Annotated in this window: 21 protein-coding genes and 1 pseudogene; 13 read left to right on the top strand and 9 right to left on the bottom strand. The window is 43.6% G+C overall.

The annotated features are described in order from the left end of the window. Positions 1–270 precede the first annotated feature (270 nt). The 3 genes from IM450_RS19860 to IM450_RS19850 all read left to right on the top strand — a co-directional run bounded on the left by IM450_RS19860 (position 271) and on the right by IM450_RS19850 (position 5,448). Positions 271–1,830 carry an HlyD family secretion protein gene (locus tag IM450_RS19860; protein WP_287666953.1) on the top strand — a complete coding sequence of 520 codons (1,560 nt, stop codon included), beginning with the start codon at positions 271–273 and terminating at the stop codon, positions 1,828–1,830. Positions 1,831–2,477: 647 nt separating this feature from the next. Further along, on the top strand, positions 2,478–3,731 hold the full coding sequence (locus tag IM450_RS19855) for a methionine gamma-lyase family protein (RefSeq protein ID WP_287666950.1): 1,254 nt from the start codon (positions 2,478–2,480) through the stop codon (positions 3,729–3,731). A 454-nt stretch (positions 3,732–4,185) separates the two neighbouring features. Next, a complete protein-coding gene (locus tag IM450_RS19850) occupies positions 4,186–5,448 on the top strand; it encodes a vWA domain-containing protein (RefSeq protein WP_287666947.1) in 1,263 nt (420 codons plus the stop codon). On the opposite strand, the gene IM450_RS19845 is transcribed toward IM450_RS19850, so the two are convergent. Continuing rightward, positions 5,442–6,344 carry a DMT family transporter gene (locus tag IM450_RS19845; RefSeq protein ID WP_287666944.1) on the bottom strand — a complete coding sequence of 301 codons (903 nt, stop codon included), beginning with the start codon at positions 6,342–6,344 and terminating at the stop codon, positions 5,442–5,444. The two genes, IM450_RS19850 and IM450_RS19845, sit on opposite strands and share 7 nt — an antisense overlap. A gap of 159 nt (positions 6,345–6,503) precedes the next feature. Between IM450_RS19845 and IM450_RS19840 the strand changes: the two genes are divergently transcribed. Together IM450_RS19840 and gshA are read left to right on the top strand one after the other, a co-directional pair. Continuing rightward, positions 6,504–6,896, top strand: coding sequence for a pre-16S rRNA-processing nuclease YqgF (locus IM450_RS19840; protein WP_287666941.1), 393 nt, complete (start codon positions 6,504–6,506; stop codon positions 6,894–6,896). A gap of 39 nt (positions 6,897–6,935) precedes the next feature. Further along, positions 6,936–8,090, top strand: a complete 1,155-nt coding sequence (gene gshA, locus IM450_RS19835) for a glutamate--cysteine ligase (RefSeq protein WP_287666938.1) — start codon at positions 6,936–6,938, stop codon at positions 8,088–8,090. Positions 8,091–8,094: 4 nt separating this feature from the next. Here the strand turns inward: gshA and IM450_RS19830 are convergent, their stop codons facing one another. Next, positions 8,095–8,382: a YggT family protein gene (locus IM450_RS19830; RefSeq protein ID WP_002779877.1), complete on the bottom strand. Its 288-nt coding sequence runs from the start codon at positions 8,380–8,382 to the stop codon at positions 8,095–8,097. 273 nt (positions 8,383–8,655) lie between these two features. Between IM450_RS19830 and fumC the strand changes: the two genes are divergently transcribed. Further along, the gene (fumC, locus tag IM450_RS19825; protein WP_287666933.1) at positions 8,656–10,059 is read left to right on the top strand and encodes a class II fumarate hydratase; all 1,404 of its coding nucleotides are present in this window, start codon (positions 8,656–8,658) and stop codon (positions 10,057–10,059) included. Between the two features lie 120 nt (positions 10,060–10,179). Here the strand turns inward: fumC and IM450_RS19820 are convergent, their stop codons facing one another. The 5 genes from IM450_RS19820 to map all read right to left on the bottom strand — a co-directional run bounded on the left by IM450_RS19820 (position 10,180) and on the right by map (position 15,303). Then, positions 10,180–12,507, bottom strand: a complete 2,328-nt coding sequence (locus IM450_RS19820) for a WD40/YVTN/BNR-like repeat-containing protein (RefSeq protein WP_287666930.1) — start codon at positions 12,505–12,507, stop codon at positions 10,180–10,182. Between the two features lie 134 nt (positions 12,508–12,641). Further along, positions 12,642–13,268, bottom strand: a complete 627-nt coding sequence (pth, locus tag IM450_RS19815; protein ID WP_002800046.1) for an aminoacyl-tRNA hydrolase — start codon at positions 13,266–13,268, stop codon at positions 12,642–12,644. A gap of 49 nt (positions 13,269–13,317) precedes the next feature. Then, the gene (locus IM450_RS19810; protein WP_002800048.1) at positions 13,318–13,542 is read right to left on the bottom strand and encodes a DUF2811 domain-containing protein; all 225 of its coding nucleotides are present in this window, start codon (positions 13,540–13,542) and stop codon (positions 13,318–13,320) included. A gap of 445 nt (positions 13,543–13,987) precedes the next feature. Then, positions 13,988–14,389: a universal stress protein gene (locus IM450_RS19805; protein WP_287666925.1), complete on the bottom strand. Its 402-nt coding sequence runs from the start codon at positions 14,387–14,389 to the stop codon at positions 13,988–13,990. 68 nt (positions 14,390–14,457) lie between these two features. Continuing rightward, positions 14,458–15,303 carry a type I methionyl aminopeptidase gene (map, locus tag IM450_RS19800; protein WP_002800051.1) on the bottom strand — a complete coding sequence of 282 codons (846 nt, stop codon included), beginning with the start codon at positions 15,301–15,303 and terminating at the stop codon, positions 14,458–14,460. A gap of 132 nt (positions 15,304–15,435) precedes the next feature. On the opposite strand from map, the gene trxA reads away from it, so the two are divergent. The 7 genes from trxA to IM450_RS19765 all read left to right on the top strand — a co-directional run bounded on the left by trxA (position 15,436) and on the right by IM450_RS19765 (position 19,679). Continuing rightward, positions 15,436–15,753 carry a thioredoxin gene (gene trxA, locus IM450_RS19795; protein ID WP_002765348.1) on the top strand — a complete coding sequence of 106 codons (318 nt, stop codon included), beginning with the start codon at positions 15,436–15,438 and terminating at the stop codon, positions 15,751–15,753. A gap of 33 nt (positions 15,754–15,786) precedes the next feature. Further along, a complete protein-coding gene (locus IM450_RS19790) occupies positions 15,787–16,071 on the top strand; it encodes a DUF427 domain-containing protein (RefSeq protein ID WP_002800052.1) in 285 nt (94 codons plus the stop codon). Beyond that, a complete protein-coding gene (coaD, locus tag IM450_RS19785; protein WP_002800053.1) occupies positions 16,068–16,541 on the top strand; it encodes a pantetheine-phosphate adenylyltransferase in 474 nt (157 codons plus the stop codon). Before IM450_RS19790 ends, coaD begins: the two co-directional genes overlap by 4 nt. A gap of 36 nt (positions 16,542–16,577) precedes the next feature. After that, the gene (locus tag IM450_RS19780) at positions 16,578–17,237 is read left to right on the top strand and encodes a hypothetical protein (RefSeq protein WP_002800054.1); all 660 of its coding nucleotides are present in this window, start codon (positions 16,578–16,580) and stop codon (positions 17,235–17,237) included. 160 nt (positions 17,238–17,397) lie between these two features. Beyond that, positions 17,398–18,195: a hypothetical protein gene (locus IM450_RS19775; RefSeq protein ID WP_287666919.1), complete on the top strand. Its 798-nt coding sequence runs from the start codon at positions 17,398–17,400 to the stop codon at positions 18,193–18,195. Between the two features lie 134 nt (positions 18,196–18,329). Then, positions 18,330–19,172, top strand: coding sequence for a dihydropteroate synthase (gene folP, locus IM450_RS19770; RefSeq protein ID WP_287666917.1), 843 nt, complete (start codon positions 18,330–18,332; stop codon positions 19,170–19,172). A gap of 48 nt (positions 19,173–19,220) precedes the next feature. Continuing rightward, entirely contained in the window at positions 19,221–19,679 is a 459-nt protein-coding gene (locus IM450_RS19765) for a cupin domain-containing protein (RefSeq protein ID WP_002800061.1), read from the top strand. A gap of 17 nt (positions 19,680–19,696) precedes the next feature. Here the strand turns inward: IM450_RS19765 and IM450_RS19760 are convergent, their stop codons facing one another. Together IM450_RS19760 and IM450_RS19755 are read right to left on the bottom strand one after the other, a co-directional pair. Beyond that, positions 19,697–19,897, bottom strand: coding sequence for a hypothetical protein (locus tag IM450_RS19760; protein ID WP_039899996.1), 201 nt, complete (start codon positions 19,895–19,897; stop codon positions 19,697–19,699). A gap of 301 nt (positions 19,898–20,198) precedes the next feature. Continuing rightward, positions 20,199–20,383 (bottom strand): annotated as a pseudogene (locus IM450_RS19755) (Rpn family recombination-promoting nuclease/putative transposase); the annotation flags it as partial.

Raw genomic sequence — 20,383 nt, 5'->3', positions numbered from 1 at the left:
AAGTTTCTTTGTTCTATGTTAAGATGTTGAGGGCTTCGTTTTTGGGTCTGATTTGTTTTTGTTAATGATCAGACAGTACCTGATGAGCCTTTCTTTGTCAACTCTTGAGGTTGATGCGTTTCATTTTTGAATTGGCGTTATTAGCCATGATGAGCGCTATTTTCATCTAGCCGATCATATTATTAAGCTCGATTATGGTGCTGTGGAATCGGAACAGACTGTTCAACAATCAGGTTCTCTCTAAATTAACCCACCAGTTTCTTACTCACTATGTCAGATAGTTCCTCCTTCCAAAAACTTAACAAACAGCCCGCAATTAGCTGGGCATTGGGATTACTAGCTTTATTTTTAGCCATTGGTGGTATTGTTCTCGCCTATCGTCAGTTTGGGCATACCCCCCACCGGGATAGTTCCCGTCCGCTGCCTGTAGCCGTGGAACAGACGGATCTAACGATCATCGTTTCCGCTAATGGCACTGTGGAACCGGAAAAAGTGGTTAATGTTAGCCCTAAAACAGCAGGAATTTTGAAGGAACTGCTAGTAGATGAGGGTTATACTGTCAAAAAAGGACAGATAATTGCTAAAATGGACGATTCTGATTGGCAGGGTCAATTATTAGAATCCCAGGGCAAACTAGCGGCAGCCCAAGCTAATCTCCGCAAACTAATCGCCGGTAATCGTCCCCAAGAAATCGCTCAGGCCCAAGCGAAATTGGAACAACTAGAAGCCAACCTACAAAAGCTGATGGCCGGTAATCGTTCTCAGGAAATTGCCCAAGAAAAAGCTCGTTTAGAAGGTTTAAAAGCCATTTTCAAAAAATCTGATGATGAATATCGTCGCAATCAGCTACTTTTCAACGAAGGAGCCATATCTCAACAGACTTTAAACGAAAAACTGGCAACTAGGGATAGCGCCCAGGCTGCCGTGATTGAATCCCAAGAAAAGCTATCTCTCCTTAAAGAAGGAACTCGCTCGGAAGAAATTGCTCAAGCAAAGGCGGAAGTGAGAAATCAACAACAGGTCTTAGACCTTCTCCAAGCAGGAACAAGACAGGAGGAAATCGATCAAGCACGGGCGGAGGTGACTACTGCTCAGGGTTCTCTACAAAATGTCAAAACTCAGATTGAGGATACCATCATCAAAGCACCCTTTGACGGGGTGGTTACTTTTGTCTACGCTGAACCGGGGGCTTTTGTGGCTCCTACTACGACCGGCAGTTCCGTATCTTCGGCCACTTCTTCCTCGATTTTATCCCTGGTTTCACAAAATGAAGTGGTCAGCAATGTAGCAGAAAAAAACATTGATAAGATCCGGGTTGGGCAAAAGGTGACGATTACAGCCGATGCTTATCCCGATAAAATCTTCCATGGACGAGTCTCTCTGATTGCCACCCAGGCAACGGTAGAACAAAATGTCACCAGTTTTGAAGTGAAAGTGACCCTAGAAGAAAAGGCGGCCAGGGAATTAAAGGCGGGAATGAATGTTTCTACCGATTTCCAAGTCGGCCAACTGAAAAACGCTTTAACCGTGCCAACTATTGCCGTTACCCGTCAGAACGAGCAAACTGGTGTTTTTGTTGGCGCACCTAACCAACCACCCCGATTTGTCCCCATTACCACTGGCGTTACTATCGGCAATCGTACCGAAGTTAAAAGCGGACTCGATGGCTCCGAACATATCTTAATTAATCCACCCTCGGACACCCGACCAAGGCAAGGTTTTTCTTGGCAAAGTCTCTTTGGTGGTGGGGGGAACGAACCTGCTGCCGGTGGCCCTCCCCCCGGGGCCCCACCACAGGGAGCCTCACCCCCCCCAAGTGGGCCGCTCTAATCATTCCTATTGTCAACCTTGGCAGATGTTTTCAGCGGAAGGATTGACGTTGTATGATCAGTAGGCTTGTTGACAATCCCCGAAGCGCTCAGGCGAGGGATTCTTGAAGCTCATCACCGCGCTTTCTGGTTTCCCCTACTCACGTCTTACACGATTATGTCCTATCCGAACCTACTAGAATATCACTTGTTATCTAGTTGTCCACTTGTGGATAGCTCTCCAAGCGTTTTGGTCTTTCAACCAAGATTCGGGTATGCCCTACCCTATCTGCCTTACGGCAAAATGTTTTTAGTTTATTTCAGTCTTGGAAAAGACTTACTCCCCTGTTTTAAGAGTTTTCGGGTGGCTCTTGTCTTCTTTTTTCTCCTCAAAAGTGCCGTACTATTGCAACGGGATTTCCACGATGTGAGCGGCATTTCAACCTGTTGACTCTTGGATTTTAACACAACTGTTTAGAGTTGTGCTTCGTGTCACTGAGCCTTGACATTGAGCCTGTCGAAATGTGTCGAAATGTGTCGAAATGTGGACACTGAGCCTGTCGAAGTGCTGTTCTATATTGGTCGGCTTTTCATCTCCGAGGTAAAACCGAGGGTTTCTCCAAGCCGACATTTAAGGTAAATGCAATACAGATCACAGTCTATTGTTTGATGGATATCCCCTCTCTACTCCACAGGGCAGAAAAGGCCCTACTCCCCATCTTTTCGGAAATTGACGCACAGGTCAAGGAAAATCTCCGTCAAGTCCTCGCTGCTTTCCGTGCAAACCGCGTCGGGGTGCATCATTTTGCTAGTGTTAGCGGTTATGGTCATGATGACTTGGGACGGGATACTTTAGATCAAGTGTTCGCCCAAGCCCTGGGGGCCGAAAAGGCAGCGGTGCGAGTACAATTTGTTTCAGGAACCCATGCGATCGCCTGTGCCTTGTATGGGGTTCTTCGACCGGGGGATGAGATGTTAGCGGTAGCGGGTGCGCCCTACGATACCCTAGAGGAAGTAATCGGGATTAGGGGCAGTGGTCAAGGCTCTTTAAAAGATTTTGGCGTTAGTTATCGGCAATTAGAGCTAGATTCTACCGGTACGATCAATTGGTTGGCTTTGGCAACGGCAGTTAAACCCCAAACCCGTTTAGTGCATATTCAAAGATCCTGCGGTTATTCGTGGCGATCGAGTTTGTCTATTGACGAAATCGAGAGAATTGTCCGTATAGTTAAACAACAAAACCCGAATACGGTCTGTTTTGTCGATAATTGCTATGGAGAATTTATCAACACCCAAGAACCCACCGATGTGGGGGCAGATCTGATGGCCGGTTCTCTAATTAAAAACCCCGGAGGTACAATTGTCACGGCCGGGGGATACATAGCAGGTAAAGCGGAATTAGTGGAAATGGCCTGCTATCGTCTGACAGCACCGGGGATCGGTGGGGAGGGAGGAGCAACTTTTGACCAAAATCGTCTCCTTTATCAGGGATTGTTTCTAGCGCCGCAAATGGTGGGAGAAGCGATGAAAGGCAGTCATTTAATTGCCTATGTGGGGGATGAGTTGGGTTATCCGGTCAATCCCGCTCCTTTTGTGCCTCGACGCGATATTATTCAAGCGATTAAACTCGGTTCTCCCGATAAGCTGATCGCCTTCTGTAAAGCCATTCAAGCCTATTCTCCCATCGGTTCCTACTTGGATCCCATTCCTGCCCAAATGCCGGGCTATGAGAGCCAAGTAGTGATGGCTGGTGGCACGTTTATCGATGGCAGCACCTCGGAATTCTCCGCCGATGGACCCCTGCGGGAACCCTATATTGTTTTCTGTCAGGGGGGAACCCATTGGACCCATATTTCCCTGGCCCTAGAACAAGCGATCGCCGCTTTAATGAATGGTTCTTCTCACCTTCCTTCTCTCCCTTAGTTAAAGTCCTAACTTCCTGTCTTTGTGGTTAACAAAAAGGGAACAGTCAAGGAGCAAAAGTGCCATTAATAGAGGCTTTCAACATTAGTATTTACGCTCTCTTGGGTTTGGTGGGTAAAATGTATTCTTGAGATATAATTCTGCTGGCGAGCGAGTGGCACGAACCACAAAGACACAAAGGACACAAAGATCGGTCGCTCCTATATAAGTTAAACTTATCACACAAAGAATAAGAGAGTCGTATTTATTCCTTTTTTATTTTTGTTAAGGACTTATTGATTGATTTAGGCTCTTTTTTTGGGTAATTCCTAATTTTTAAGATCAATGTAGATTGACAAAAATGAGATGCACCCAGTTTCCAACTTGTCTAACTCGATGCCGGACGGGAAAATAAGCACAAATCTAACTATACTCATTAGAATATAAATATCAACGACCACGATTAAAAACTCTTATGCGGGTAACTATAAAATCGGCCTTGAGTGACAGTCATATCGATGCTAATCAAAGCAGCAGTCAACGTCAACTGATGCTCTCGATCGCCGCCACCAGTGAACAGATCAACACAAATTTACCGATTAATCTTTGTTTAGTTCTCGATCATAGCGGTTCTATGCAGGGAAAACCCCTAGAAACGGTCAAAAAAGCGGCTTTAAGTTTAATAGAATCCCTCGGTATTAATGATCGTCTCTCGGTGATAGCTTTCGATCATCGCGCTAAAGTTATTCTTCCCTCCCAATCGCGACAGGATGATCTGACCTTAATTCGCTCAAAAATTAAACAGTTACAAGCGGGAGGAGGCACGGCGATCGATGAAGGGATAAAATTAGGTATTCAAGAAAGTTCTACCGGCAGCAAAGGTTATGTGTCTCATATTTTTCTGCTTACCGATGGTGAAAATGAACACGGAAACAATCAACGCTGTTTAAAATTAGCCGCAGTAGCGGCTGAGTACGGTATCACCTTAAATACCTTCGGTTTTGGCGATCATTGGAATCAAGATATCCTAGAAAAAATTGCCGATATCGCCGGCGGAAGTTTATCCTATATCGAAAGACCCGAACAAGCTTTAATTGAATTTACTCGTCTGTTTAACCGTCTGCAATCTGTGCGGTTAACTAACGCTTTCCTGCAATTAGAATTAGATGCTCGGACTCATTTAGCCGACTTAAAACCCATCGCCCAAGTTGCCCCGGAAACCATAGAAATGACCCTACAACAAGAGGGCAATTTTTACATCACCCGTTTGGGGGATTTAATGATAGATGAAGAAAAAATTCTCCTCCTCAATCTCTATATTGACCAAATTCCCCCCGGTACTCACACCATAGCTAAGGTGAAGATTCGCTACGATGATCCCGCTTCCGGTCAAAAAGGGCTAGAAACTGCGACTGTTAGCCTTAATATAACCTCCCAAGCTCTCTATCAATCCCAATTAAACGATCAAGTTCAGAAATCGATTCTGACTTTAGCCAAATATCGTCAAACCCAAATCGCTGAAGAAAAATTAAAACAAGGCGATCGAGCAGCCGCCGCCACCATGCTACAAACCGCGGCCAAAACTGCCCTACAATTGGGAGAAAAAAACGCCGCCACTGTCCTCCAAACTAATGCCACCCGTTTACAGGTGGGAGAAGAATTGAGCGAGGGAGATTTAAAGAAAACCCGCATTATTGCTAAAACAAGACTACAAACCGATGGAGAAACCACTCATTGAAACAAAATCCCAATTCCTAGCAAAGCGATAATCACCCCGAAAATCGCCCGCAAGTTAATCCGATCCCCCATCATGGCTGCGATCGGCAGGACAAATAAAGGACTGGTGGCGGTGAGAGTTTGGGCAATACCCACAGGAGAGAATTTTAGAGCAGTTTGCTGTAACCATATCCCTAAAAACGTACTGCCGAAAGCGGTGATAATAATAATAGCAATCAGACGCAATGACCAGTTAATCGCTGGTGATGATTCCTGACGGCGAAAAAACATCAGAATTAACACTATTCCCGTCCCCGCTAACAGACGAAAAAGGGTACTCTGCAAAGACGACATTCCCGACTCCACCAGTGCCTGACGAGATAAAACCGCCCCCACCGCTTGGGAAATCGCTGCGATTAAAGCCCAGGCAATTCCTCGCCGCCAAGGACGTTGACTATTGATTTCGGGAGTTTTTTCGGAAATAACCCAAGCAACCCCGAAGATGGTCAAAATCATGCCAATATAAGCCGATATTTTCAGGGATTCCCCCAAAAAAGTCGCCGCTAGAATTGCTCCCAAAGGAGGCGAAAGGGTTTCTAACAGTAGGGTTTTTCGCGGTCCCAAATAATTAAGGGCGGTAAAATAGGCCGTGTCACCGATTCCTATACCAATTGCGCCACTTGTCAAGAGTATAAATACCGAACTTTGCTGATTAATATCGCGCCATTGTCCGGAAAGGGGCAGCGTCAGGGCAATTAAAGCGATCGCGACTACTCCTTTCAGAAAATTAAGCAATAAAGGCGGGATTTTCTGGCCTAATAGGCTATAAATCGCCGCAGAAACCGCCCAAAGCGCCGCCGCACTCAAAGCCGCTATCTCTCCCGTTAAATTTTCACCGAGACTAAATCCGTTGAACATTATCATATTTGTCAGGAGACAGTATTAAGAAGACTCCGAGACTCCGAGACTATTTTTATTTATTATCCCCACTTCCCACACCCCACACCCTTGACAATCAAGACAGTTGCTAATTTAGTGATTTAATAAAACCGACCACTGCTGCAGAAGATAAAAACTATGTGTATTCTCGGTTTTGATCCGGGTAAGGATAAATGTGGGATCGCGGTCAGGTCATCGACGGGGAAAATTTATACCCATGAGGTGATATCATCGTCACAAGCGATCGAGCGTTTAGCCAGTCTCTGTCAACAATATCCGATCGAATTATTGGTGATGGGGAACCAAACCACCTCGAAAAGTTGGCGCGAAAAAATTGCCGCTCGTGTTACTATCCCGATTACTCTAGTGGATGAACGCAATAGTACCCTAGAAGCTCGCGATCGCTATTGGCAAATGTTTCCTCCCAAAGGATTACAGAAACTCATCCCCCAGGGGATGCGTATTCCCGATCGTCCCATTGATGATATAGTGGCGATTCTGCTGATTGAACGTCATTTACAGTCCAAATAATGTCACACTACAAAATAGACACAGCAGGGTGGATTGACGATGCTCCTAAGTAAAGGTTTTGAAGTGGAAATGTATACCGGAACAGCAGCCGGAGAAATTATCGGTTTATCCGATCGCATTGTCAAGGATTTAGATGGTTTTGTCCGGGAACCGGATAGTCGTAACGTAGAATATACTACGGCTCCCATGACTAACTATGACCGTCTTTTATGCGCTACTTTAAAACCTCGTCTGGCTCTACGGCAATATTTGCGTCGTTTAGGCGATTATACCCTCATCCCCGGCAGTACCCTCTCCTTGGGCGATAGTCAACATTTTTATCGCAGCGACCCCCACAATCCCTATCATGACTATATTGAACAGACCTACGGCACTAATGTAGTCACGGCCAGTATTCATATTAACGTCGGTATTAGCGATTATGAGGATTTAATGCGTGCCTGTCGCTTAATTCGCCTAGAAGCTCCTTTATACTTGGCTTTAAGTGCTTCTTCTCCCTTTCTCGACGGTAAAATCACCGGTTCCCATTCCCGTCGTTGGCAAGTTTTCCCCCAAACTCCTGCTTATGTTCCCCTCTTTGAAAGTCATAAACATTTTGTCACCTGGACTGAGGAACAATTAAAACTCGCTACGATGCAGAATGTTCGTCATCTCTGGGTGTCAGTACGTCCTAACGGTAGCAATCGTCCCTATAATCTCAATCGTCTAGAATTGCGAATTTGTGACCTGATTGCTAATCCTATTAGTTTATTAGCAGTTATGGCTTTTTTAGAGGCCCGTTTAACTCAACTTTTACAGGATCCCCAATTAGACCCCTTAATTTTAAGTCAATTACCCAGCAGCAATCGCAGCGAGGATTTATTAACTTTAACCCAAGAAAACGAACAGGCTGCCGCGCGTTTTAGTCTTGATGCCACCCTGAGACATTGGTACGATGGTCGAGAAATCTTGGCTAGGGATTGGATTAAAGACCTCTATGTTCAAGTTTATCCGATCGCTAAAGAAAGGGGTTTTAGTTGTTTCCTCTCTCCCCTACAAAAAATCCTCCGCGAGGGTAACACTGCACAACAATGGTTAAAACAATACGACCAGGGTATGGATGTTAAAAGTATTATCAAACAGGCAATTATTACCCTAGAAAAAGAGGAACGAGAGTTAGAACATAAATTATGTCAGCATATTTTAGTTGCTTAAATAATTATTTTAAGGTCATGGTAATTAAACCCTGTTGACCGAGAAGAATTTCCCGCAGCAGCGTACAAATTCCCACCCAGATAATTGGAGAAATATCCACTCCTCCCAAGGGGGGTATGAGTTTACGCACGGGGATTAAAAAAGGTTCCGTGGGCCAGGCAATAATATTAAAGGGAAAGCTATTTAAATCTACCTGTGGATTCCAAGTCAGCACGATCCTTAAGATAAACAAAAGGGTCATCAACCCTAAGATAATTCCCAATGTCCAACTTAATGCGATCGCTGTGTCCATAGTCTCCAATCCCTTCTTTTTTACCGATTATCTTCCCTAAAATATAACAGTTTTTGTCTCATTTAATCATCCTAATCGCCCCAGCACCCTGACAGCTGTTCTTGTCAACCTCCCGGGTAAAAATGCCGCCAGAAAAAGTCCCAATAGGGCTTGACAAACTAGCCAGACTTGACTTATAATTTTCTTATAGTGGGAATCCGTGTCGCCCTGTAACCCCCCTCTTTTCAGTCCAGATAACGACCATCTTTTGCTGACCTCAGAAGTAACTTAAAGATGACAGAATTTCGCATCGAGAAAGACAGCATGGGAGAAATTCGCGTACCTGCCGATAAACTTTGGGGAGCGCAGACCCAAAGATCCCTACAATACTTTAGTATCGGTGATAATCTCATGCCCCGGGAGATGATCGCGTCCTATGCCATTCTCAAAAAAGCCTGTGCAATTGTCAATCAGCAAAAAAATCGTCTCAGTCAGGAGAGAAAAAACCTAATCTGTCAAGTCTGCGATGAAATTTTAGCCGGACAACACGCAGATAACTTTCCCCTCTACGTTTGGATGACGGGAAGTGGCACTCAATTTAACATGAACATCAACGAAGTCATCTCCAATCGTTGTAGTCAACTGACGGGGAATCCTTTGGGGAGCAAAACCCCGGTTGACCCCAACGATCATGTTAATATGTCCCAATCGACGAATGATTCCTTTCCCTCGGCCATGTATATTGCCGTTGCCTTGGCAGTCAAGGAAAAATTAATTCCCAGTTTGCAACTATTACGGAATAGTCTCGATGAAAAAGCGCAATTATGGGCAAATATAGTTAAAATTGGTCGCACTCACCTACAGGATGCCACCCCCTTAACCCTCGGACAAGAATTCTCCGGTTATGTGGGTTTATTGGATGATGGCAGCGATTGGCTAGAAAAATGTCTAGAAAAAGTCTATCGTTTATCCTTGGGAGGAACAGCAGTCGGTACGGGAATTAATGCTCCCCCAGATTTTGATCGAGATGTGGCTGCCGAAATCGCTAATCTGACCAAATTACCCTTTATTACCGCTCCTAATAAGTTTACCGTGCAAGGTTCCCATGATGCTCTGGTTTTCTTGAGCGGGGGACTGAAAACTATCGCTAGTTCCCTCTATAAAATTGCTAACGATATCCGTTTACTTAGCTGTGGTCCCCGTTGTGGAATCGGAGAATTACAGCTGCCGGAAAATGAACCGGGTTCTTCAATTATGCCTGGGAAAGTTAATCCCACCCAATGCGAAGCTTTATCGATGATAGCGGTGCAGGTGATGGCTAATGATTTAGCGGTGACGATGGGAGGCGCCGGAGGACATCTGGAAATGAATGTCTATAAACCGCTGTTGATTCATAATCTCATGCAGTCTATCCGTTTGCTCACGGATGGTTGCGGTAATTTCTGTCAGTTTTTGGTTCAGGGGATGACTGCTAATCAAAAACAAATTGAGACTTTTTTAAATCAGTCCTTGATGCTGGTGACTGCCTTAAGTCCCGTGATTGGCTACCAAAAGGCTGCCTACGTCGCTCATTATGCCCTAGAAAAAGATTTAACTCTGAAAGTGGCAGCCTTACAACTGGGATACATCGAGGAAGCGGATTTTGATCGCATTGTTGACCCTGCTAAGATGGTTAATCCCTACGTTGCCGATGGTTAATTGTCTGAGGGGATAACTGCCGCAAAAATCAGAGGTCGCAGGCAGGCACGGATTCCCATTATATATATAAGTATAAGGCAAGCGGCGGGATTTGTCAAGCCCCGCCGGTGAAAATTTCCGCTAAACTTGGCTAATGATAGCGAAGAAAACAAACAGAAAAACCATAAATGCCCCTGCCATGCGGAAGAAGGATTTAGGAAGATTAATAAATTTCTCCAGTTTCAAGAAACCCACCAGAAAATAAGCGGCGATTGCCAGGAGAATCGGGATAACCAAGCGCAAGATTGTACCAAGGGGACTGGAGAAAAATTCACCGATTTTATAGCGGGGTGTATTTTCTTCCGCGTGAGGAGGAATAGTTACACTTGTCCAAGTTTCTCCCCCATCGGTGGAACGAAAAACTGTAGTTTTAGCGCCACCAAAACCGAATAAAGTTTTATCTTGAGCGTAATTAGGAGAAAACTGGACCGAGATCCCAGAGGAAGGGATACTATGAATTTTCACTAGGGGTATTTTAGGATCACCAATTAGCTTAAATTTTTCCCCGCCATCGGTAGATTTAAACAATCCATTTCCCTGTAAACTAACCATTACCGTGCGATCATTAGCATAATCAGGAGAGATAGCAATGGTTTCTACTGATGCCTGCGGATTAAACCCTGGTTTCTCTAATTTTGTCCAACTTTTAGCCCCATCTTTGGTGACAAACAAACCAGAAATTGTCCCAGCAAAAATAGTTCCATCACTGGGATAATTGGGAGACATTGCCAACTGCACATTAGAGCTTTTTGATAGGGGGGTTCCTTGACTGACATTTTTCCAAGTTAGTCCACCATCAACACTTTGATAAATACCCTCTGTTCCCGTGACAAACAAAGTTTTATCCTTAGCAAAATCGGGGGAAGCTACCATGGCAGGGGCATAATTACCGAAAATTCTGCCCACTTCACTGATATTTTTAACCGTATTTCCTCCATCGGTAGAACGAAATATTCTCCCCTGCTGATTGCTGAGAAAAAGAGTTTTATCCTTGGCAAAATCTGGGGAAGGAACTATTCTCGGACCGCGGACTCCTTCATCGATTTCGATAATTTTCCATAAATCACCACCGTTAGCGGATTTGGCAAATCTATTGCGTAAAAACCCAGCAAAAATAGTTCTATCTTGTCCATAGTTAGGAGAAAAGGCAATGTCAAAGAAACGCCGGGGATCTTGCCCTGATTCTTCTGGATCTTTACCAAGTCGATAAACTTCTAAACCGCGATTAATTGGTGTCCAAGTTTCCCCTTTATCCCGACTGATGAAGATATTGCCTACATAATTAGTAATGACGACGGTGGCATCCTCGGCATAATTAGGAGAAACCGCCATGGCGATAACTGTTCCCCGGGCTAAAGTTTCTATTTCCTGCCATTGTTTGCCGCTATCCGTGGTTTTAAATAAGCCATTAAATCCCCCTAAAAACATCGTATCTTGAACTATTTTTAAATCGATAAAGTGGGGAACTTTATAATCATCAGCCTGGGGATCTTTGGTTAAACCCTCGCTCATTTTTGTCCAAGTTTTCCCCCCATCTTGGGAAACATACATTCCGTCATACCAAGTGATGACATAAAGGGTAGAATTTCGGGCATAGTCGGGAGAAATAGCAATGTCTTCGATGATTTTATCTTTAATTCCTTCGTTAACAGCTTGGAAGGTTTTACCATCATCAACGGTTTTAAAAATACCTGCTTCTTTTGTACCGACAAAAAAGGTTTTATCCCTGTCTAGATTAGGAGAAAAAGCAATTGTATCCACTGCCCCCACATTAGCAGGTAAGGGGAGATTCTGCCAAGTTTTCCCCCCATCGGAGGAACTGTATAATTTACCTTCTTCATCCCCGAAAAAAATTCGCCCCGGATTGTTGGGGGTAATAGCTAGAGAGGTTATCAGTGCCGTGGTGGGGAAAATATTTGACCAATTTTTACCGCCATCTTCGGTTAAATAAACCCCTTTTTCTAATCCCACTGCTGCTGCTATATTGGGATCGGAAGGGGCAATTTGTACAAAGTTAATAAAGTTAGTTGCTAAACCCTGATTAACTTTCTGCCAAGATTCCCCCGCATCTTCACTTTTATAAATACCATCGGATCTTGAAGCTAAATAGAGAATATTTTTATTGAGGGGAGATAGGGATAGGGAACTTAATTCCCCCGTATAATCTAAACCTTGAATTAATCTTTTCCAGTTGCTACCTCCGTCGCTAGATTTATAAAAATTATTTCTTACTAATATATATACTGTATTATCTGTCTGGAAATCGGGAGAAACTTCCACTTGACTAATCACATCATGGGGACGATGGGCAAAAGCAGCATTACTCCAAAGACAAAAAACTGTAGCGATTATCAATAAAATGAGATTAAACTTGTGGGCGAATCTCAGCAAACTTTGGCGATTAATCATACTTAAACTGCTAATATCAAGGATAAAAATTGACCTAATCTAGCAAAGGACGATCGGGATTTAACCAAGGGGTCTGTAAGAGTATAGACGAAAATGGCTATTATAACCATTACTAAAATCAGGCTTATTTGCTATCAGCATAGATTAGAGCCAATCTCTACACTTTGATTATTGTAGAGACTCATTGCCTTTTGTAACCCTTGTTTGAGACCAAGTTCGATCGCTTTTCTGGATAAGTCTAACACTTTCAAGATCACTTGGTTTTCTTGGGGGGTGAATCGGCCTAAAACGTGGGAAATAGTTGCTTTTTCGCTTGATTTACCGATTCCTATGCGTAAACGAGCGAAGCTTTCCGTGCCAACGTGGGCAATCATCGATTTAATACCGTTGTGTCCGCCCGCCGATCCCGATAGACGGATTCTCAACCGGCCTAGGGGCAGATCCATATCATCGTAAATGACTAAAATCGACTCCGGCTCCAGTTTATACCAGTCCAGCACCGCTCGCACCGATTGCCCAGAGCGATTCATATAGGTTTGGGGTTTCAAAAGACGAATTTTGCCCCAGGGAGGACTGTCACCCTCGGCAATAAAACCTTGAAATCGCTTGTTTTCCTGCCAAGATAGCCCCCAATCCCGCGCTAGGGCATCTACCGCTTCAAAACCGATATTATGACGGGTGCGATCATATTTGGGTTCGGGATTACCCAAACCGATAATTAGTTGAGGAATGATTAAATTAGGGGTTTTATCGGAATTCATAGGGGAAAATCGGGCTTTTAACCATGACCCGACTCTTATTATCCCCGAATTAGCACTCCGAGCGCTGGAACAAAGTTTCTAGATAAACCTTGGCACAGCTATTTTGCTCCTCAAAATTCATCCTTTCGGAGGATTGACAATTAAGTAGAAAAAATGATAGAGCCGCCGTAAACACACCATCTTGATCCCAACCGGGGTGAGTTTCTAGATATTGTTGTAGGGATTGGTGGAGGATTTCGGGGATTTCTGCCAAGATACTGACTGATGTATTCATATCGTTTACCTCTAAATCTGAAGTGGGGAAATCCCTGACTGGTGCAGTGGACAGTAAGGACTATTGTGAGCCAAGTTGGGGGGAGTTGCAATATTACCAGATGTAAAGGAATGCTTTAGAAAAACTTAATATTTACGAGGTAATAAGGGTTAGAGCTAGATTTTATTTACTTAACTTAACAGTAACTCAGTATCTATCGATGGGAATTTTTACAATCAAGATTAATTTTTTCTGGAAGCAAGTGCCGATTCTATCGCTGTTGCCTGTGGAAAAGTCTGGGTAAACTGTGGAAAACTTGGGAGTGAGTGGGGAAATACCGGGGAATGTATGGGGGAAAACATTGGGGAAAAATAAGATTTGCAAATTTTAGTCAGCAGTGCTGCTCAAATCCGATCCCTGATAGCTGTCTCACAAGTCTGGGAGTCTCGACGCTGAGTGCTGGCTGCTATGCTTTCACCACCAATACTGAACAGGTAGCTTCTGCCACCACGAGACTACTAACAGAATCTTCGATCACCCGTTGAACTCCCGTTAATCCCCGACTGCCGATCACGATCAGATCAGCATGATAGATATTAGCTAAACGAATAATTTCCTCCGCTGGATCACCAAAGATGACCTCGATTTCACTAGGGGAAGCAATCTGGGATTGATAGCAGCGCAATTGATCTTCAATAATCTCACGGGAGGGGTGAGGGCGATCCACCGCCGATTCATCTCCTTCTTTGCCGAGGATATGGGTGAGGATAATGCGAGAATTTGCCGTTAGAGAAAGGGAATTCAAGGACTGAAGGACTCGATCCGATAATTCCCCACAATCTAAGGCAACAACGATATTTTTAAACATTTTGACTAAATCCTACCGCTAAATAAATTTCCAATTAAGATTCCGGAGCAAAAAATCTATAGATAATTTTATAGGTTATTGCGATCGGTTAAGATTTCGTACCCCGTGGCGGTTACTAGGACAGTATGCTCAAATTGAGCGGAGAGAGCATTATCCATCGTCACCACCGTCCAACGATCGCGCAAAGTTCTGGTATGTTTAGATCCCCCATTGACAATTGGTTCAATTGCCAGAGTCATCCCGGCGCGGAGTTTGACATTGGGTAACTGATTAGTGCGAAAATTAAATACCGAGGGTTCTTCGTGGAGATTTCTGCCGACTCCATGGCCGGTAAAATCTTCTACTACTTGGAAACCGTTAGCTTGAACGTGATCTTCGATCGCTCCTGCGATATCGAGCAGATAATTGCCCGCTTTTACCTGATTTATGCCTTTATATAAAGCTTCTTCCGCCACGCGGATTAATTTTTCGGTTTTTGGAGAGACGGAACCGATCGCGATCGTGATACAGGAATCCCCATGATAACCTTGGTAGTAGGCCCCCGTATCTACCTTTAACACAGAACCAGCTTTGAGGCGTTTTTTCGGGCTAGGGATACCGTGAACGACTTCGTTATCGACGGAGGCACAAATCGAGGCAGGAAAGCCATAATAACCTTTAAAACTGGGAGTAGCACCCATTTCGCGGATACGTTTTTCCGCATAGGCATCCAAATCCGCCGTCGTCATCCCGGGTTGAGCGATCTCGGCGATTTCCTTGAGGACTGTAGCGGCAATTTTACCCGCTTGTCGCATAATCACGATTTCTGCGGCGGATTTAGTCTCGATTCCCCGGCGGCTTTTCTGTACTCGCGGCGAACCTACTTGCTCTGGAGTTTTAGTTTCGGGAAAAAGCAGCTTGGTTAGGATGTTCATGGAAAGTTGGCTGTCGAGTCTTTACTTAACTTAGCATTTTCCCTGCGATCGATGACCACTCTGGAGAAATCAAGGGACATTTAGAAAAGCTATAGTAGGGAAAAGGCTATTTTTCCGGCGAGGTGACAATTTATGGCAGTCAAAAAAGAGTTTTCCAGTTTTCAGGAACTGTTGCAAACCACTAATCTCCCCGTGTTAGTGGATTTCTATGCCACTTGGTGCGGTCCTTGTCAAATGATGGCTCCGATTCTAGAACAAACGGGAATGTATTTCAAAAATCGCCTACAAATTGTCAAAATTGATACAGACAAATATCCTAATTTAGCCACTAAGTACGGTATTCAAGCTTTACCGACTTTAGTAGTCTTTAAAAACGGTCAACCGATCGATCGAATCGAGGGAGTGGTGCAGGTTAACCAACTGGTTCAACATTTACAAACTCTGTTGTAAGATAATTTTGAACCAGAACTAGGAGTTAGTGTCATGGCAAAGGCGATTTGGAATGGTGCAGTGGTAGCGGAAAGCGATAACTGCGAAATTGTCGAGGGAAACTACTATTTTCCCCCCGATACCATCAAAGCTGAATATTTTCAATCCAGTAACACCCATACCATTTGTTCTTGGAAGGGAGAGGCTAGTTACTATACTCTCAGGGTAGATGGACAGGACAATAAAGATGCCGCTTGGTATTATCCCGATCCTAAGCCAAAAGCCCAAAATATCAAAGGATATATCGCTTTTTGGCGAGGTGTGAAGGTTGAGAAATGATCGCCATCTACCCCGGCAGCTTCGATCCAGTTACATTCGGTCATTTAGATATTATCGAACGCAGTGTGCCACTATTCGAGCGAGTAATCGTGGCAGTTCTTTGCAATCCCCATAAAAACCCCTTATTTAGCGTCGAACAACGCATAGAACAGATCAGTTACTGTACAAAACACCTGAAAAACGTTGAGATAGACAGTTTTTCAGGATTGACGGTTGAATATGCCAGATTGAAAGGGGCCAAGGTACTTTTGCGGGGGTTGCGGGTCCTCTCGGACTTTGAAAAAGAACTGCAAATGGCCCATACCAATAAAACCCTCTGGGAAGGGATCGAAACGGTTTTTTTAGCCACCACCAAAGAATATAGTTTTTTAAGTAGTAGCGTGGTTAAAGAAATCGCTCAATTCGGTGGCTCCGTCACCCATCTAGTCCCAGAAAACGTTTCTAGAGATATTTACTCATACTACAGTTAACATACTAGAATACAGTAATGAGGACGATCTGAACCTATGGCGCGCCGAGAACCTAATGATCGCAGAAAAGCAGTACCTAACACTTCTAATAGTGGGGTTCCCAGTCCACCCGTCGATTTCGATATCTATCAGGATTTGGCGCGTCTGCAAGAGATGATTTTTGATAGTTTCCATATCCCCCTCACCCGTTGGACAATCATCGATGAGGGACAGATAGCCGAACAGATCGATCTCATCTATGAAACCGTGCCACCAGCAGTACAGAAAGCTTTAGCAATTTTGCAGGAAGAACAGGAAATTATCACTAAAGCGGAGGAATACGCTCAACAAGTCCTTCGTTCCGCTCAACAAAGAGCCGCCCAAATTCTCGATGAGTCCGGTATTATTCAACAAGCAGAACGGCAAGCGGCCCAAATTCGTCAACGGGTTCAGCAGGAGTGTGAATCCTTGCAACAACAAACCCTCGATGAAATCGAACAGATGCGTCACAGCACCTTGCAGGAAGTGCAACAGTTACGACAAAAAACCCAAGCTGAATGTCATGAAATTCAAAAAGGCGCTGACGACTATGCCGAAGCGGTTTTAGAAGATCTTGATCGACAATTAGGGCAAATGTTACAAGTTATCCGCAACGGTCGTCAACAGGTAAGATCGAAACCAACATCGTCAAAAAATCTACCCGGAGAACGTCCTTAATCAGTGATCAGTGATCAGTGATCAGTTATCAGATGTAAGTTTTAAGTTAATTAGTTAGTTAGTTATCTTCATCTTTATCCCTGTTTACTGTTTACTGTTTACCGAACACTGAAAAGAACCAAACCTCCGATTCCTCACCGATAACTGATAACGGAATTTCATGAATAACCCCTCCTCGAATTCCCATCTATTCGGACGCTTTCTCGGCGGGTTATTAAGCTGGAAAATTTGGTTATTTGTCCAGATATTTCAAGGCAGTAAAAGCTTTTATCGATTCCTGTATCATTATTTATATCGTCGTCCTAAAATCGATCGCATTCTCGGTAGCGATGTCATCTATATTCTCGATAAAAAACTTTATAGTATTCCCCTTGATGTGGTGAAAATGGAGCAGCAAATGGTTAATAGTGATCGCCAGCAGTTGACTTCTATTACTACTTGGAAAGTTAAAACGATTCATCCCACCATCACCGAAACCGAGATACAATTCCACGATATTACCGTCGATTTACAACAGGTACACCTGATTAAATCCGATCTTAATAACTACGATTATACTAACACTCGCCGCTTGGCTCCTCTGGTGAAAACCTTACTTTTTGAAATTAACCCCAAAATTGCCAGTTTAGTAGAAAAGAGAAATCAATTACATAGACTGCGAAATCTGGCCGCATCTTCCGAAATTTTTCATTCACAAACTCCATTATATGATCGAGCAATTAATCAAGTCCAACTAATTATTGATCAAGCGGAAACTTTGAGACAAGAATGTTTAAAATTTATCCGAGAAACCCTGATCGAACGGGAATTAGTGCAATGCGATATCGATAGCAATCTCGTTGATTGTACCCTCGATTTTGCAAGTCAATATCAACTAATTCAAGAAAAATATCAACTCTGGAAAGAAGAAGTACAAGCTTATTTTCAATTAAAAGATTCTTCCCTACCTAAAAATTAACTATGGTGATCAGTATTCAGGAGTCAGGAGCCAGTATTCAGGAGTCAGGAGATTATTTTTATTTATTCTCCCCACTTCATAATTCATAATTCATAATTCATAATTCATATACTTTTTCAACAGGATTTATTATTATGTCTAGTTTAATGGCAATTCGTGAACATATTTTTGCTTGGGGAAAACGCACCTATATCATGGGTGTTTTGAATGTTACTCCCGATAGTTTTAGTGATGGGGGAGAATTTGACAATGTTGAAAATGCCCTGCTACAGGCGATGAAAATGATCGAGGCCGGGGCTGATATAATCGATATCGGTGGTCAATCCACCCGTCCGGGAGCCGAAGAAATTAGCCTAGAAGCAGAATTATCGCGAGTTATCCCCGTAATCACCGCTATTCGACAACAAAGTTCTATTCCTATCTCTCTCGATACCACTAGGGCGATCGTGGCAGCCCAAGGTATCGCCGCCGGGGCCGATTTGATCAATGATATTTCTGGGGGAACCTTCGATCGCCTATTATTGCCTACGGTGGCTAAATTGGCTGTTCCCATCATCCTCATGCACCTGCGGGGCAATCCGCAAACCATGCAATCTTTAACACATTATGAGGATTTAGTCAAGGAAATTAAAGAATTTTTACAGAATCGCGTTAAGGAAGCTGTACAGTGGGGCATTGCTAGGGAAAATATTATCATCGATCCGGGGATTGGTTTCGCCAAAACTGGGAGACAAAATCTTGAGTTATTGCGAGAATTAGAGCAATTTCGGGATTTAGGTTTACCTATTTTAATTGGATTGTCGAGAAAACGCTTTATCGGCGAGATTACAGGCAAAGATGACCCAAAAGAACGAGTTTTCGGAACGGCGGCGGCCTGTGCCTTAGCGATCGCTAAGGGGTCCGATATCCTGCGCGTCCATGATGTGGCCGCGATCATAGATGTGAGTAAAGTGGTGGACGCAATCGAGCGAAGTTGAAAATTTTTGCTAGTCTTAAAATCATCCACAGTTCGATCGAAATTAGCGATGAATAGCCAACTAACCAGCGATCATTGTATGTTACCCGTGATTCGATCTCCCCGGGATTATCAAGTTTTTCGCATTAGCGCTGGGGATACGAATCGTTTAGCGATCGTCTTCGATTCTACCGTAGCGGGGGATTCCTTGACCGTCTGTGTGGAAATTTTCGATCCCCACGGTTGCACCCCTACCCATCGTCATCATTTTGCCGTAGAAATGTTTTTTATCCTCAAAGGGGAGGGAATGGCTATCTGTGATGGTAAACCGATTCCCCTAGGTCCAGGGGATAGTTTATTAGTCCGTCCCACGGGTATCCACGAGATTAGAAATGTGGGGGACGGAAGACTTTATGCACTATGTTTTATGGTTCCCAATGAGGATTTTTCGGAATTAATTCGCAATGGTATCCCAGAGGAGTTAGACGCAGAAGATTTAGAGGTGTTGATGGGAACTATTAAAGGATAATCAAGCAATACCATCCCTTAAATTTTGGGCTTTTTTTTCAGGAAAAGAGCGATAAAAAAGGTAAAGGTTCCTCCCAGAAGTCCGAAGATTAGCCAATTTAATCTGGGATAGCCTTTATTGATAGCGATGACTGTAGCAATGCCACCGATGAGACAATGCCAGAAAAAAAGCAACAAGAATAAATCCAAGCTCGGGGAAATATCAGCAATTAGTTTCATATTTTATCAGTAGAGCGATCGAGTTAATTATTTAGATAGCAAATCTCTAGAATTTTTCCAATGACCGAATCCCTGACCCGATTTTATGTTTATTCACATCTATAAGTATTTCTCTTATTTTTTTGTCCAAGGCCATTTTGTTCCCATCTCGGTTAAAGCTGAAAAAACTAGATATAGAATGAGAAAAGCAACACAAAAGAAGAAAGTCAATAAGTCGTTATTCATCGAGTTATCCCTGATAGCTTAAAGGTCACTAATTCACTACTATTGATGCTTTTCTAGACTGTTGAAACAGGATCGATCATTGTTCCTGTTGTGCCAAATAGTTAAGCACTGTTTCCAGAGTCAAGTCTAAGCGTTCCGAGATTTGTTGCGGGGTTAAACCGAGGTCTTGCAGTAGAGGAATTGTTTTCAATTTTTGCAAGTTTATTCCCTGTTCAATTCCCTGTTCAATTCCCTGTTCAATTCCCTGTTCAATTCCCTGTT

The organism is Microcystis sp. M083S1 (assembly GCF_020246405.1).
GTDB classification, from domain to species: Bacteria; Cyanobacteriota; Cyanobacteriia; order Cyanobacteriales; family Microcystaceae; genus Microcystis; species Microcystis aeruginosa_C.
The sequence above is the reverse complement of the archived record's forward strand: the minus strand, read 5'-3'. Positions and strand labels throughout refer to the sequence as shown.